Genomic DNA, 14,544 nt, shown 5'->3' with positions numbered 1-14,544 from the left:
AACCGTGAGGCCATCGGTCGGTCCGTGACCGGCGGGGGCGCCGGGGCAGCCCCTCGCCCTCTCCGAGCCCGCAGGCATCGGGCAGGGAGCGCTCCAGCCGGGGCGGGCCATCTGTCCCCGGGGCGGACACGACGACGCGCCATCAGAAGTCCTGGACCTTCGGGGACATTCCCGGATGGTCACGTCGACGGTGGACGGACACGAAGTCACCGGCTATCCCGCCCTGGCTCGAGACGAGGACGGCGTCCGGCTGAGCATCCAGGACTCGGAAGCAGCTCAGGCACGGTCCCACCGCGAGGGGCTCGTTGCTCTCCTGCGGCACGTGCTTCCGTCGCCTCAGCGCTATGTCGTCGATCATCTGTCGAACCGCGAGAGGCTGGCGTTCGGCCAGTTCGGGGAGATCGAGGGGTCGTCGCGGAATCCACCACGGCGACTCTGAGCCACCTGGTTCCGGGGTCATCCGAAAGCGCTGAGGAGCTGCCGTTCACGGCCGCTGACTTCGAGGCAGTCTCCGCCGCGCACGAGCCGAGCTCATCGAGGCGGTGCTGACGCTGACCGATGCTGTGGCCCAGGCACTCACCCTCAGGACGGAGGTCCGCGCACAGTTGGACCGCGTGAGCTCGAAGGCGCTCACCGCCCAGGTCAGCGATATGCGCGCACAGCTTGATCACCTCATCCATCCGTCCTTCATCACGGAGACCGGCTACCGCCAGCTGCAGCACGTTCCGCGCTATCTCAAGGGTGCCGCGGTGCGGCTGGACCGACTGAGCCAGGGGCGTCCGTGGCGAAGGACACCACAGATATGCAGGCGGTCCAGGAGCTTGAGGATGAGTACGACGCGGCGGTTGAGGCCGTGCCGCCCCAGCTGCCGGTGCCGGAGAGCCTTGCGGGGTTAAGTGGATGATCGAGGAGCTGCGGGTGAGTCTCTTCGCTCAGCAGCTGGGCACCGTGCAGACCGTGAGCGCGAAGCGGATTCGCAGGGCGATCAAGCAGAGTCGGCGCGCGTAGCCGCTGACCGAGCGGCTGAGGCCCGCGGCATGAGTTGAGAACGAGTCTCAGCAGGCGTACGCTGTCGGGGTTCCCGATACTGGTTCTCATCTGCAGGAGGTCCCCATGCGCACAGCCCGCACAGCCGCCGTTCTGAGCATCGCGGCCATGGCGCTTACAGCCTGCGCCGGAGACGGCACGGCGACGGATGAGGCTGCTTACGACGCCGATGTCGACGACACGGGGCTCACCGTAATCTCCAGCATCGACGTCTATGCGGACCTTATCGAACAGATTGCTTAAGCGGCAGCGTCGACTCGCAGGCGATCGTGGAGTCGACCGCTGTGGACCCGCACTCCTACGAGGCCACTCCTCAGGACCGCCTCGCCGTCGAGAACGCCGATCTGGTGGTGGCCAACGGCGGCGGATACGATTCGTTCATCACGCTGCTCGCCTCCTCCGCCGATATGGAGGATGACCTCTACCAGGTCATCCCCGGAGAGAACGAGCACTCCCACGAATGGGACGGAACCTTTGAGAACGAGCACATCTGGTACGACCTCCTGCAGATGGAGGAGTTCGTCCTCGACTTCGCCGACCGGCTGAGCGATGTCGCGCCTGAGAACGCCGAGGCCTACCAGGAGAACGCCGATGCCCTGGCTGCGGACATCCGGGAGCTGCACGAGCGCAACGAAGCATTGGAGGCAGAGGGCAGAAGCTATCTGGCCACCGAGGCGGTGTCGGGATACCTTCTGGACGATGCAGGCTTCGAGAACCGCACGGAGGAGGAGTTCCTGTCAGCGGTGGAGCACGGCGACGACGTCTCTCCCCGGCTGTACCAGGATTCGCTCGAGCTGACCGAAGAGATCGACCTCCTGAGCTACAACCCTCAGACCGAGACCCAGCAGTCGCAGAGGATTCGCAGCCAGGCTGAGGAGAACGGCGTCATCATCCGCGAGTTCACCGAGACGCTCCTGACGATGCGGCAAACTTCCAGGAGTGGATGAGCGCGAACATCGACACGGTCGAAGAGGCCCTGGCGGAGATGGATGGCTGAGCAGACGCCCATCGTGAGCCTGCAGGGAGCAGGCATCACCTTCGGCTCCCGCCCACTCTGGCAGGACCTGAACCTCGACCTCCGCGCTGGGGAGTTCCTCGCCGTGCTGGGGCCCAACGGATCCGGAAAGTCCACCTTTCTCAAGGTCCTGCTGGGACTTCAGCGGCTCACAGCAGGCACTGCGAAGATCAATGGCGCCCCCGTCAGACGAGGTTCCGCACGGGTGGGATACATTCCTCAGCAGCACCCACTGCCTGCGGACACGCCGCTGCGCGCCCGCGATCTGGTGGCTCTCGGCATCGATGGGCACCGGTGGGGCCTGCCGTTCAGGAGCCGTCGTACCCGCAGCACCGTGGAGTCCCTGCTTGAACAGGTCGGGGCTCGCTCCTACGCCGATCAGCCGGTGGGCCTGCTGTCCGGCGGCGAGCAGCAGCGTCTGAGAACCGCGCAGGCACTGGTAAGCGACCCCTCAGCTCTCCTCTGCGACGAGCCCTTGCCTCGTTGGACCTGCACCACCAGCAGGCCATCACGGAGCTGATCCGTCGGCAGGCTGTGGAGCGCGACACATCCGTCGTCTTCGTCACCCATGAGATCAACCCCGTCATTGAGCACGTCGACCGGGTCCTCTACTTCGCTCGGGGCCAGCATCGCATCGGCACCGTCGACGAAGTGATGCGCTCCTCGGTCCTCTCGGAGCTCTACGACGCACCTGTCGATGTCATCGAGCACAAGGGCCGCCTGGTGGTCATGGCGGAGCATCTCGAGGGCCACCATGGGCATCTCAGCGCTGAGGCCCGGCCGCAGGAAGGGATCATCCGGTGAGCGGCGTCGGATCCTCCTCAGCGCTCGCACTGGTGGACCGCCTGCGCGGCACCTACAGCCTGGACGGGTATTGGGACCTGTTCTCATTGGTGCAGAACTCAGTGATCACGGCAGCGGTGCTGGGCATCATGGGAGGGATCATCGGTGTCTTCGTCTCTCTGCGCCGCGCCGGACTGGTGGTGCACGGAATAGCTGAGATCAGCTTCGCTTACGCCGCACTCGCCCTGCTGATCGGGGTCGACGTGGTGGCCGGATCAGCCGTCGGCGCGGTCGCGGCGGCCACCCTCATCGGGATCCTCAGCATCAAGGATCGTGAGGTCAGCGCGGTCACCGCCGTGCTCATGCCCTTCGGAATGGGGCTGGGAATTCTGTTCCTGCACCTCTACCAAGGCCGCAGCGCCAACCAGTTCGGGCTGCTGACGGGGCAGATCGTGGGGTCGATGACATCCAGACTCAGACCCTCGTCACGGTGGCCGTCCTGATCTCATGCGTGCTGGTGCTGGTCTGGCGGCCTCTGCTCTTCGCCTCGGTGGACCCTGAGCTCGCAGCCGCCCGCGGCGTGCGGATCTCGGCGGTGTCCATCGGCTTCATGGTTCTGCTGGGGCTCGCCGTGGCCATGAGTGTTCAGGTCGTCGGCGCACTGCTGGTCCTGTCGCTCCTCGTAGTCCCCGCTGCAGCCGCACTGAAGATCAGCCACCGCCCGCTCACCGTGGTGCTGCTCTCCATGACCTTCGGTGTGACCAGCGCCGTCGCCGGAATCATGATCGCCATCACCGGCACCATCCCCATCAGCCCCTACATCACCACGATCAGCTTCCTCATCTACGTGGTGTGCCTGCTCATCGGACGGCGCCAGAAGGCCAAGCGGCGATAACTGGGGCGGACTATGCCTGGGCCGAGCACTTCTGGCAGAGGCCGAAGATCTCCAGCGTGTGCTGCAGGTCGGTGAAGCCGTGCTCGGCTGCGAGCTCTGTGGCCCAGGACTCCACGTCCGGCGCCTCAAACTCCACGGTGACTCCGCAGCGCCGGCAGACCAGGTGGTGGTGGTGATCCTCACGCTCGCAGAGGCGGAAGATTGCTTCGCCGTCGTCGGGCCGCAGAACATCCACGGTGCCCTCGTCCTGATGGGACTGCAGCACCCGGTAGACCGTGGCCAGGGAGACCTTCTCGCCGCGCTCGTTGAGAATGCGGTGCAGCTCCTGGGCCGAGACGAAGTCCTCAAGGAGCTCAGCGCAGCCCACACTGCGCGCTTCTGACGGGTTGAACGGCCCTTGGTGGGAGGTGACGTCGTCTCACTCATGGTCCAAGAAGGGTAACAGTGCAGATCTGCTCTGCACCTCGGACGTTCGCCGCCTTAGGCTGGGAGCATGGCCACTGTGTTCAGCAAGATCATCGCCGGTGACATCCCCGGCAGGTTCATCTGGAGCGACGAGACCTGCGTCGGATTCCTCTCCATCAGCCCTCTCGCCTATGGGCACACCCTGGTGGTGCCCCGGCAGGAGGTAGACCGGTGGACCGATGCTTCAGAGGACCTCGTGGCCCACCTGACGACCGTGGCCCACCGCATAGGCTCCGCGCAGGTGGAGGCGTTCGGCTCAGCCCGAGCCGGTCTCGCCGTCGTGGGCTTCGAGATCCCGCACCTGCACCTGCACGTGTGGCCGTCGAACTCGATGGCCGACCACAGCTTCGAGAACGCTCTCGAAAGCCCGGACGAGACGAAGATGGACCAAGCCGCCGCCACGCTCAGGGACGCACTGAGGGACCGAGGCTTCGGAGACAGCGTTCCTGCAGCAGAGTGAGCTGCCGCTGAGGCGCGGCCCCGCTCGCGGCTCACACCTGGTGCTGACGCCGGGAGTCTCTCGCCTGTGTGGCGTCGTTGATCTCGCCCACGAGGGTCTCCAGCACATCTTCGAGGAAGAGGATGCCGATGGTTCGGCCATGCTCGTCCAGCACACGGCCCAAATGGGAGCCGGATCGCTGCATGGACGCCAGGCACTCACCGAGATCATCAGCTGCGGAGAAGTTGGCCAGAGAGCGTACGGCCGTGACAGGCAGGGAGCTGTCGAATGCTGAGGCGCTCAGCGACATCACGTCCTTGAGGTGCACATATCCGGTGTGAGCGCCCTCGCCGTTGAGGACGACGAACCGGGAGAACCCTGTCCGGCCCACGGCCTTCTCCACCTGGCGGGGCGTCACGTCCTCCGGCACCGTCACCACCTGCTCCGCCGTCACCATGACGTCAGCCGCACGATAGCCGCCGAAGTCCAGGGCGCCTGCGATGAGGCCGGCATCATCGGTCACGGTGCCGCCGCGCTTGGACTCATTGACGATCGACTCCATCTCTTCGAGCGTGAAGGTCGATACGACCTCGTCCCGGGGCGTCACCCGCATGGCCCGCAGCGCCAGGTTCGCGAACGTGTTCAGCAGCCAGATCACAGGCATCGTCAGGCGGTACAGCAGCACCATGGGAGGAGCCAGCAGCAGGACCGCCCGATCAGCGACGGAGACCGCGAAGTTCTTCGGGATCATCTCTCCGAAGGTCACGTGCAGGAAGCTCACGAACAGCAGAGCCACGACCAGCGACACCGCGTAGGAGGCCTCATCGGGCAGGCCCGATGCCTCGAACGGCACCTCGAGGAGGTGGTGGATGGCCTAGCTCGGCGACGATGAGCAGAAGCAGGGAGCAGACGGTGATGCCCAGCTGGGCAACGGCCAGCATCTGCGAGACGTGCTGCATGGCATACAGGGCGGTGCGGGCCCGCGCCGAGCTTACCTCTGCCTTGGGCTCGATCTGGCTGCGCCTGGCCGAAAGCACTGCGAACTCCCCGCCACGAAGAAGGCGTTGCCCGCCAGGAGCACGACGAGCCACAGAAGTCCCATCAGGTCACCGGTCATCGCTGGTCCCCACGCTCTCCCGCTCATGCTCTGCGCGTTCCTTCGCCAGCCTCTCAGCCCGCTCCGCGGCTGCCTCATGGGCTGCCCGTCGAGCCTCCGGGTCAGGAATGAAGCGCAGTCGGTCGATGCGCCGACCGTCGAGCCCAGCCACCGCGAGCCGCCCTCCGACCACATCGACCTCATCCCCACAGCGGCCACCCGGCCGAGCCTGAAGAGCACGAAGTAGGCCGCAGTCTCATAAGCCGGGTCCTCAGGGATCGCGAGCTCGAGAATCTGGTGGTTGATCTCATCCGGCCGCTGCAGGCCTGGGAAGTACCAGTCGCCGTTGGCGGCCTGAAGCACACCCGGAGCGAGCCGGTCATGCTCGTCTGCGACCTCGCCGACGATCTCCTCGATCACATCCTCCAAAGTCACCACACCGGATGTGCCGCCGTACTCATCCTCCACAATGGCCGCCTGCAGAGGAGCATCACGCAGCTCGGCGAGAAGCACATCGACGTGGAGAGTCTCCGGAACGCGGGCAGCCTCCTCCGTCATCACGGTCGCTGCCACCAGGCCTTCGCGCTTGCTGCGCGGAACGGCGACCGCCTTCTTCACGTGTGCCAGTCCGCGCACGTCGTCGACTCCGCCCTCACCGAGCACCGGGAACCTGGAGTAGCCGGTGCGGCGAGCAGTGTCGATCAGCTCGACCAAGGGGCCTGCGCGTCGACCGTGACCATGCGCGGCCGAGGGGTCATGACGTCCGCGGCCGTCTGCTCGGAGAAATGCAGCGTCCGGTCCAGGAAGGCCGCAGTGTCCTCGTCGAGGGTTCCGAGCGACGCGGAGCGCCGCACCATGGACGAGAGCTCCTCGGGCGTCCGTGCTCCTGAGAGCTCCTCCTTGACTTCCAGGCCGACCCGGTGGAGCACCTTGTTGGAGAATCCGTTGAGGACAATGATCAGCGGCTTGAAGATCATGGTGAAGACCAGCTGGGGCCTGGCCAGCGCCCGGCCGACGGGGAAGGCCGCCGCCACCGCGAGGTTCTTGGGAATGAGCTCGCCGATCAGCATCGTCATGGCCGTGGCCACGAGCATCGCTGTGACGAGGGAGACGGCGCCCGCCGCTGCATCGGGAACCCTGATCGTTTCCATGGGGCCGGACAGCAGGCTCCCCAGAGCCGGTTCGAAGACGTAGCCGATCAGGAGGGTGTTCAGCGTGATGCCCAGCTGGCAGGAGCTCAGCTGGGTGGACAGCGACTTCAGACACCTCATCAGGGGCACCGCGCGCTTGTCGCCGGTGTCGATGGCATGCTGCACGGTGGGTTGGTCGAGAGCCACCAATGAGAACTCGACGGCGACGAAGAAGCCGTTGCCGAGGATGAGCAGCAGTCCTATGCCCAGGAGTACCCACTCCACTTAGCGGAGGCACCCCCAGCTGCGTTGTCGATACTCCATAAGGATCAGGATTCTAGCGCAGGAGACGAAGACGATGGTTCCCGCGATCACCAGCTGCTCGCGACAGGCTTGCCCTCGTGGAAGCCGGCGGCGGACTGGACTCCGACTGTTGCCTTCTCCCGGAACTCGGCCTGCGTGGAGGCGCTAAGCATATGTGAAGGCCGACCGCACGCCCGCGGCGATCTGGTCCACCAGGTCTTCGACGCTGGGCCGGGCCGGATCTATATACATCCGGGAATCGGATATCCCTTCCTCGAACAGGGCCTTGCGTGCCCGCGCGAACGCGCCCTCCCCTCCGTGCGGGCCTGCACGGCTCGTGCCGACGCCATGCCGAAGTTGACCTTGTACTGGCGTCCGGCGTCATCCGTGCGCAGCTCGCCGGGTGCCTCATAGGTGCCATGAACCATGAGCCGATCATCACAGCGGAGGCGCCCGCAGCCAGGGCAAGAGCGATGTCGCGCGGGTGGCGCACGCCGCCGTCGGCCCAGATCCGGGCACCTGCGGCATGGGCAGCCTCGGCGCACTCGATCACGGCACTCAGCTGGGGCCGTCCCACAGCCGTCATCATGCGGGTGGTGCACATGGCGCCGGGGCCGACTCCCACCTTGATGATGTCTGCGCCCGCCTCGATCAGATCGGCAGCGCCCTCGCCGGTCACCACGTTCCCGGCCACCAGGGGCACATCGGGGTAGGCGCGCAGCGCCGAGCGCACCGCAGCGACCGCATCCAGCGTCTTCTGCTGGTGACCGTGGGCAGTGTCCACCACCAGCACATCTGCTCCCGCAGCGAGCAGCGTCTCGGCCCGTGCGGAGACGTCGCCGTTGATACCGACTGCAGCGGCAGCCTTCAGCCTGCCGTCCCAGTCCAGGTTGGGCGTGTAGATCGTCGAACGCAGAGCACCGGCCGCAGTGAGCAGACCCTCGCCCCCGCCGCTGAGCGACACAGCGGCGCTCTGGGCATCTGCCTCGTGCATGCGCTCGAAGGCGCGCTGCAGCGAGGCCGCGTCGGCGATGTCGTCCTCCGTGAGCGTCAGCGCCGCTGCGTCGGCTCCGGCCTTCGCCGAATTCTCAAGAATGGGGTGCTGGGCCTTGACCCAGCGGATGGTCTCGGCCGCCTCAGCGACGGGCACATCCTGAGGCAGCACCCGAGCCCGCCGCGGCGAGCCATCGTCTCCAGCATCCGTGCGCCGGTCACCGCTGTCATATTCGAAGCCACCAGAGGCGTCGAGCAGCCGGTGCCGTCGTCGGCGGCGAAGTCCACCTGGAAGCGTGAGCCTGCGTCGGAGAACGACGGAATGAGGAACGCGTCGGAGTAGGTGAGATCGTGAGCGGGGCATTGAGCAGTTTCATCGCGGGACACGATACCGGCGCCGGTGGAATCCCGGTGGCGAAACTCACTATGCTGTACCTCGCACCTCAGACGGGCGGCCAAGGCCCGCTCGCACAGATTAAGCACAGCGACGTGCCGGGAGCACCCCGAGCCGATAGGGAAGAGGCGTATCCACGTGCCAGAACTGACCTCCAGCCGACTTGCAGAAGAGTTCCCCGGGAACGAGTGGCTGGTCGCCGACATCTACGAGAAGTACCGGGATAACCCCGAGTCGGTGGACCGCAAGTGGGCCACGATCTTCCAACGGCTGGAGAGCGAGGGCGCAGAGTCCCAGACCTCGACGAGCGGCTCCTCCGGCACGCAGAAGGAGAGCGCCTCCGACACGAAGGCCGCTCCCAAGGAGGAGGTGACCTCTTCCAAGTCATCCTCCGCCGACACTGAGCCGGACGCCGCCAACCAGCGACCGTCCAAGGCAGAGACCACGCCCAGCACAGCCAAGCCTGCCGAGCCGGAAGCGGCTCAGCGCACTGCCCAAGTATCCCAGCAGACGTCGAGCCAGGGACGGCCCACCGCTCCGACTCCCACCACCCGCAAGGCCGAGACCGGCGCGCAGATTCCCTCTGAGCCGGTGCGCCAGGCAGCCCCCGGCGACAAGTCCAGCGGCGCCGAGGACAAGAAGACCCCCTGAAGGGCATCTCCAAAGCTATCGCCGCGAACATGGATGCCTCTCTGGAGGTTCCCACGGCCACCACCGTCAGGGCTGTTCCGGCCAAGCTGCTGATCGACAACCGCACCGTGATCAACAACCACCTCAAGCGGACTCGCGGCGGCAAGGTCTCCTTCACCCACCTGATCGGCTACGCCATGATCAGGGCGCTGCGGAAGCACCCTGAGATGAACGTCACCTACGACGTCGTCGACGGCAAGCCGACCATGATCACCCCGGCACACGTGAACTTCGGCCTCGCGATCGATATGCCTCGCCCGGACGGCACCCGTGCCCTCGTCGTTCCGAACATCAAGGGTGCGGAGCAGATGGGATTCGCCGAGTGGTGGGCCGCCTACGACGATGTGGTCAAGCGCGCCCGCGACAACAAGCTCACCCCGGCGACTACGCTTACACCACCGTCTCGCTGACCAACCCCGGCGGCATCGGCACTGTTCACTCCGTTCCGCGGCTCTCCAAGGGCAGGCGGTCATCGTGGGCGTCGGCGCGCTTGAGTATCCGGCAGAGTTCCAGGGCGCGGCAGAGAAGACCCTGAACAAGCTCGCCGTCTCCAAGATCATCACACTGACCTCGACCTACGACCACCGTGTCATCCAGGGCGCTTACTCCGGCGAGTTCCTGAAGACGATCCACGAGCTGCTTCTGGGCAAAGAAGGCTTCTTCGAAGAGGTCTTCGAAGCGCTGCGCATTCCGTACAAGCCCATCCAGTGGTCCTCGGATGTGCAGGTCAACCCTGAGGACGAGGTCAACAAGGTCGCGCGGATCCAGCAGCTGATCCATGCCTTCCGCGTCCGCGGGCACCTGATGGCTTCGGTCGACCCGCTCGAGTACAAGATGCGCACCCACCCGGACCTGGAGATCGAGACCCACGGCCTGACCCTGTGGGACCTGGACCGCGAATGGCCCACCGGCGGATTCGGGGCAAGGACACCCTGACACTGCGCCGCATCCTCGGCGTGCTGCGGGACACCTACTGCCGCAACACCGGCATCGAGTACATGCATCTTCAGTCGCCCGAGGAGCGCGACTGGTTCCAGGAGGAGATCGAGCACCCCTACTCGAAGCCCAACCGCGAGGAGCAGTTCCGCATCCTGGGGCGGCTGAATGCGGCCGAGGCGTTCGAGACGTTCCTCCAGACCAAGTTCGTCGGCCAGAAGCGCTTCTCCCTCGAGGGCGGGGAATCGCTGATCCCGCTGCTCGACACCATGCTCTCCGAGGCCGCTGACGAGGGCCTCGACGAGGTGGCCATCGGCATGGCCCACCGCGGCCGCCTGAACGTGCTCACCAACATCGCGGGCAAGACCTATGCTCAGGTCTTCCGCGAGTTCGAAGGCCGCGAGGCCGGGACCGGCTCGGGCGATGTGAAATACCACCTGGGCACCCGCGGAGAGTTCACCTCCGACCGCGGAAACTCCACCCGGGTCTACCTCGCTGCGAACCCCTCCCACCTGGAGGCCGTGAACCCCGTCCTCGAAGGCGTGGTCCGCGCCCAGCAGGACAGGCTGAACCAGGGCAGCGACAGCCTCAGCAGCTTCTCAGTGATGCCCCTGCTCATCCACGGTGACGCAGCCTTCGCTAACCAGGGCGTAGTGGCGGAGACGCTGAACATGTCCCAGCTGCGCGGCTACCGCACAGGCGGCACGGTGCATGTGGTGGTCAACAACCAGATCGGCTTCACCACAGCGCCCTCCGCAGCGCGGTCCATGACGTACTCCACGGACATGGCGAAGGCCATCCAGGCTCCGATCTTCCACGTCAACGCTGATGACCCAGAGTCTGTGGCGCGCGTGGCCCAGCTGGCCTTCCGCTACCGTCAGCGGTTCAACAAGGACGTCGTCATCGACCTGGTCTGCTACCGCCGACGCGGACACAACGAAGGCGACGACCCGTCGATGACGCAGCCGAAGATGTACAACCTGGTCGAGGCCAAGCGCACTACCCGTCGTCTCTACACGGAGGCACTGGTGGGACGCGGTGACATCACCCAGGAAGAGGCGGACCAGGCTCTGCAGGACTACCGTCAGCGCCTGGAGCGCGTCTTCACCGAAACTCACGCGGCGCAGACGCAGCCGGTGACGACGGTCGAGAGCGGCGAGCGGTCGACGAGCCCGGATCTCGCTCCCACCGCTTCGCAGGAGGAGACCGACACTCCGGAGAGAAGCTCGACGGACACGGCAATCTCCGAGGACCAGCTGGCACACATCGGGGAGGTCCACACCAACATCCCCGAGGGCTTCACCGCGCACCAGAAGCTCAAGGCTCTGCTGGAGCGTCGGGCGAAGATGGCCCGCGAAGGAGGCATCGACTGGGGCTTCGCGGAGATCGCCGCCTTCGGCTCCCTGCTGATGGAGGGCACCGAGGTGCGCCTGTCCGGCCAGGACTCCCGCCGCGGCACCTTCGTGCAGCGGCACGCCGTGTTCCACGACCGCGACACCGGTGATGAGTGGTACCCCGTGAAGAACCTCACGGAGGACCAGGCACGGTTCTTCATCTACGACTCGCTGCTCTCGGAGTACGCAGCTCTCGGCTTCGAATACGGCTACTCCGTGGAGAACCCCAACGCGCTGGTCCTCTGGGAGGCGCAGTTCGGCGACTTCGTCAACGGCGGCCAGATCATCATCGATGAGTTCATCTCCTCCGCGGAGCAGAAGTGGGGCCAGCGCTCCTCGCTGGTCATGCTGCTGCCTCACGGCTACGAGGGCCAGGGCCCGGACCACTCCTCGGGACGTCCGGAGAGGTTCCTGCAGCTCTGCGCTGAGGACAATATGACCGTGGTGATGCCCTCCTCCGGCGCCAACTACTTCCACCTGCTGCGCCGGCAGGCTGTTGCTCGACCGCGGCGTCCCTGATCGTGTTCTCGCCCAAGCAGCTGCTGCGCCTGAAGGCCGCTGCCGATTCGGTGGATGCTTTCACTCAGGGAACGTTCCAGGAGGTCATCCCTGATGATGCGGTCGAGCCCTCGAAGGTCAAGCGCGTGCTGCTGGTCTCCGGTCGTCTGTACTACGACCTGCTGGCGACTCGGACCAAGCGGGACGACAGCACCACAGCCATTGTGCGGCTGGAGCAGCTCTACCCGATGCCGGTCGAGGCGCTCAGGAAGGAGCTGGGCAGGTACCCCGCCGAGGCCGAGGTCGTCTACACGCAGGACGAGCCCTCCAACCAGGGGCCGTGGCCCTTCTTCGGCATGAACTTCGTGCCGCAGCTGGACCACGACGTGCGCCTGATCTCGCGGCCGTCCGGGGCGGCGACGTCAGTCGGGCAGGCCAAGCGTCACGCCAAGGAGCTTGAGGATCTGCTCGGTGAGGCGTTCAGCCACCTGGACTGACCCCGCCCGCTCAGGGGCCCTGCGCCTAAGCCCTTCAAGCAGCGCTTTCAGCCCTCGCCTTCTGCGGAAGGCGAGGGCTGTAGTGTTTCCGATATGGAGGATGTACACGAGACCCGGCAGATGCGTCTGGTGGCCGTGGGCGATGAGCAGCTGACTGGCCCCGGAGACCCACGAGGCCTGGGATGGTTCGGACGGGTCATATCGAAGACCCCGCTGTCGTCCGTGAATCTGCAGCACTTCGTCCTTGCTGTGCCCGATGAGGGCGTTGAGGCGCTCTCCCAGCGGTGGCAGGAGGAGGCGAGCCGCCGCTTCGGCGAGCAGACGGAGAATTACCTTCTGGTGACACTGAACGCCCGCGACCTGAGCTCAGCGACCACGTCCGCGCGCGCACGCCTGAACCTGGCCAACATATTGGACCGCGCAGCCCAGGAGGAGGTGCGGTGCCTGGTGCTCAGGCCTGTGCCGACGCTCGACGACGCTGTGAACCAGCAGATCGCCGAGCTGAATCGCGCCTGGCAGGATGTCGCCACACGACGCTCCCACACCTACGTGGACGCCTTCACGCCGCTGGTCAGCCACGGCCAGTGGAGGGAGGACCTCGCCGCCAACGATGGGCAGCCTGGGCAGGCCGCCTACTCCCTGATTGCGTGGCTGGTGATGCACAGAGGCTGGTACCGCTGGCTGGGCATACGGGAGCCCCTGCCGAACTGAGTTAGACTGATGCGGCTGTCTATTGAAGGAGGTCTGCTATGAGCAAGCGCGGACGCAAGCGCAGGGACCGCCGCAAGAAGAACGCCAACAACGGCAAGCGGCCAAACACCTGAGCAACAAGCCAGAAGAAGCCCCGCAGGGCAAGATCCTGCGGGGCTTCTCTCTGTTCGGATCAGTGTCCGGAGTCGATGCGGATGGTGCTGATCCGCTGCAGGATGGTGACCTTCAGCGTCTCCGGCGCCTCCTCGGTGCAGCAGCGCCGAACGGTGTCCCGGATGACGCACTCGAGGTCGTAGTTGGAGGCGCACTCAGGACAGCCCTCCAGGTGCGACCGCACCTCGCGGATGTCGTCGTAGGACAGCGCCCCGTCGAGGTACTCGTAGATGCGCTCCAAGCGCTGCTGGGCCTCGTCGTCGTCACAGTTCAGGCAGTCCGTCATGGCCTCCGCAGCGCGGGCGGCCTTCTCGGGATCGATGCTCTCACCCATCATTTGCCCTCCTTTCGGCTGAATCCGCGCTCACGGGCGTAGTCGGCCAGCAGACTGCGCAGCAGCTTGCGGCCGCGATGGAGTCTGGACATGACCGTGCCGATCGGGATGTCCATGATCTGAGCGATCTCCTTGTACGCAAATCCTTCGACATCGGAGAAGTAGACCGCTAAGCGGAACTCCTCCGGAATCTTCTGCAGGGCCTCTTTGACGTCGCTGTCGGGGAGGTGGTCCAGCGCTTCGGCCTCCGCCGAGCGCAGCCCTGAGCTGGTGTGCTCGGCGGCCTGCGCCATCTGCCAGTCCTCGACGGTGTCGGTGTTGGCCTGGTGCGGCTGGCGCTGCTTCTTGCGGTAGATGTTGATGTAGGTGTTGGTGAGAATGCGGTACAGCCACGCCTTGAGGTTCGTTCCAGGCTTGTACTGGTGGAACGCCGAATAGGCCTTCGTGTACGCCTCCTGGACCAGATCCTCGGCATCCTGGGGATTGCGCGTCATCCGCATGGCAGCGGAGTAGAGCTGGTCGACGTACTGCATAGCGTCGCGCTCGAATCGCACCCGCCGGGCACGGTCGCTCTCCGCTCCGACGTCGAGCTCCGCATTCTCCGGCGGTTCGGAGTCGATCTCGACGGTCCGGGCGTGGGCGGCGTCAGCTTTGGACTCACTCATCACATCCGAGTCTACTGGCCCGAGCGCACCGTCAGGCTTCTCCAAGGTGGCCACTGTCATATGGGGACAACGACGACGCCCCGCATGTCATTCCTGTGCTCTTATG

At 65.7% G+C, this 14,544-nt stretch carries 10 protein-coding genes and 6 pseudogenes; 10 read left to right on the top strand and 6 right to left on the bottom strand.

Annotation, left to right across the window (positions count from 1 at the left end; genetic code table 11):
- Positions 1-175 precede the first annotated feature (175 nt).
- The 7 genes and pseudogenes from K0H76_RS07880 to K0H76_RS07850 all read left to right on the top strand — a co-directional run bounded on the left by K0H76_RS07880 (position 176) and on the right by K0H76_RS07850 (position 3,740).
- Positions 176-439, top strand: coding sequence for a DUF3418 domain-containing protein (locus tag K0H76_RS07880; RefSeq protein WP_258935364.1), 264 nt, complete (start codon positions 176-178; stop codon positions 437-439).
- Between the two features lie 103 nt (positions 440-542).
- On the top strand, positions 543-896 hold the full coding sequence (locus tag K0H76_RS07875) for a DUF3418 domain-containing protein (RefSeq protein WP_258935043.1): 354 nt from the start codon (positions 543-545) through the stop codon (positions 894-896).
- Positions 897-918: 22 nt separating this feature from the next.
- On the top strand, positions 919-1,008 hold the full coding sequence (locus K0H76_RS07870; protein ID WP_258935042.1) for a DUF3418 domain-containing protein: 90 nt from the start codon (positions 919-921) through the stop codon (positions 1,006-1,008).
- A gap of 105 nt (positions 1,009-1,113) precedes the next feature.
- Positions 1,114-1,290, top strand: coding sequence for a hypothetical protein (locus tag K0H76_RS07865; RefSeq protein ID WP_258935041.1), 177 nt, complete (start codon positions 1,114-1,116; stop codon positions 1,288-1,290).
- Between the two features lie 26 nt (positions 1,291-1,316).
- The gene (locus K0H76_RS07860) at positions 1,317-1,994 is read left to right on the top strand and encodes a zinc ABC transporter substrate-binding protein (RefSeq protein ID WP_258935040.1); all 678 of its coding nucleotides are present in this window, start codon (positions 1,317-1,319) and stop codon (positions 1,992-1,994) included.
- 42 nt (positions 1,995-2,036) lie between these two features.
- Positions 2,037-2,866: pseudogene (locus K0H76_RS07855) on the top strand (ABC transporter ATP-binding protein).
- A 32-nt stretch (positions 2,867-2,898) separates the two neighbouring features.
- Positions 2,899-3,740 (top strand): annotated as a pseudogene (locus tag K0H76_RS07850) (metal ABC transporter permease).
- A gap of 10 nt (positions 3,741-3,750) precedes the next feature.
- Here the strand turns inward: K0H76_RS07850 and K0H76_RS07845 are convergent.
- Positions 3,751-4,107, bottom strand: coding sequence for a transcriptional repressor (locus tag K0H76_RS07845; RefSeq protein WP_258935039.1), 357 nt, complete (start codon positions 4,105-4,107; stop codon positions 3,751-3,753).
- A 126-nt stretch (positions 4,108-4,233) separates the two neighbouring features.
- Here K0H76_RS07845 and K0H76_RS07840 point away from each other — a divergent pair, with 126 nt between their 5' ends.
- The gene (locus K0H76_RS07840; RefSeq protein WP_146339266.1) at positions 4,234-4,665 is read left to right on the top strand and encodes an HIT family protein; all 432 of its coding nucleotides are present in this window, start codon (positions 4,234-4,236) and stop codon (positions 4,663-4,665) included.
- 31 nt (positions 4,666-4,696) lie between these two features.
- Here the strand turns inward: K0H76_RS07840 and K0H76_RS07835 are convergent.
- From K0H76_RS07835 to K0H76_RS07825, 3 pseudogenes are all read right to left on the bottom strand, one after another.
- Positions 4,697-5,761 (bottom strand): annotated as a pseudogene (locus tag K0H76_RS07835) (hemolysin family protein).
- Positions 5,751-7,155 (bottom strand): annotated as a pseudogene (locus K0H76_RS07830) (hemolysin family protein). The pseudogenes K0H76_RS07835 and K0H76_RS07830 overlap by 11 nt, the downstream one beginning before the upstream one ends.
- A gap of 86 nt (positions 7,156-7,241) precedes the next feature.
- Positions 7,242-8,553, bottom strand: a pseudogene (locus K0H76_RS07825) (IMP dehydrogenase).
- Positions 8,554-8,698: 145 nt separating this feature from the next.
- On the opposite strand from K0H76_RS07825, the pseudogene K0H76_RS07820 reads away from it, so the two are divergent.
- Positions 8,699-12,575, top strand: a pseudogene (locus K0H76_RS07820) (multifunctional oxoglutarate decarboxylase/oxoglutarate dehydrogenase thiamine pyrophosphate-binding subunit/dihydrolipoyllysine-residue succinyltransferase subunit).
- Between the two features lie 93 nt (positions 12,576-12,668).
- Complete coding sequence (locus tag K0H76_RS07815; protein WP_258935038.1) at positions 12,669-13,286, top strand: GDSL-type esterase/lipase family protein; 618 nt, start codon at positions 12,669-12,671, stop codon at positions 13,284-13,286.
- A 172-nt stretch (positions 13,287-13,458) separates the two neighbouring features.
- Here the strand turns inward: K0H76_RS07815 and rsrA are convergent, their stop codons facing one another.
- Both rsrA and K0H76_RS07805 read right to left on the bottom strand, forming a co-directional pair.
- Positions 13,459-13,725 (bottom strand): mycothiol system anti-sigma-R factor, encoded by a 267-nt coding sequence (gene rsrA, locus K0H76_RS07810; protein WP_146341827.1) that lies wholly within the window; start codon positions 13,723-13,725, stop codon positions 13,459-13,461.
- Positions 13,726-13,772: 47 nt separating this feature from the next.
- Positions 13,773-14,438: a sigma-70 family RNA polymerase sigma factor gene (locus tag K0H76_RS07805; protein WP_246836269.1), complete on the bottom strand. Its 666-nt coding sequence runs from the start codon at positions 14,436-14,438 to the stop codon at positions 13,773-13,775.
- Positions 14,439-14,544: the final 106 nt, after the last annotated feature.

It is taken from the genome of Nesterenkonia pannonica, assembly GCF_019575955.1.
Lineage (GTDB): Bacteria > Actinomycetota > Actinomycetes > Actinomycetales > Micrococcaceae > Nesterenkonia > Nesterenkonia pannonica.
The sequence above is the reverse complement of the archived record's forward strand: the minus strand, read 5'-3'. Positions and strand labels throughout refer to the sequence as shown.

Coding starts and splice junctions, on each gene's coding strand:
- K0H76_RS07880 (WP_258935364.1), top strand. CDS start 176: ATGGTCACGTCGACGGTGGACGGACACGAAGTCACCGGCTATCCCGCC.
- K0H76_RS07865 (WP_258935041.1), top strand. CDS start 1,114: ATGCGCACAGCCCGCACAGCCGCCGTTCTGAGCATCGCGGCCATGGCG.
- K0H76_RS07840 (WP_146339266.1), top strand. CDS start 4,234: ATGGCCACTGTGTTCAGCAAGATCATCGCCGGTGACATCCCCGGCAGG.
- K0H76_RS07815 (WP_258935038.1), top strand. CDS start 12,669: ATGGAGGATGTACACGAGACCCGGCAGATGCGTCTGGTGGCCGTGGGC.
- rsrA (WP_146341827.1), bottom strand. CDS start 13,725: ATGACGGACTGCCTGAACTGTGACGACGACGAGGCCCAGCAGCGCTTG.
- K0H76_RS07805 (WP_246836269.1), bottom strand. CDS start 14,438: ATGAGTGAGTCCAAAGCTGACGCCGCCCACGCCCGGACCGTCGAGATC.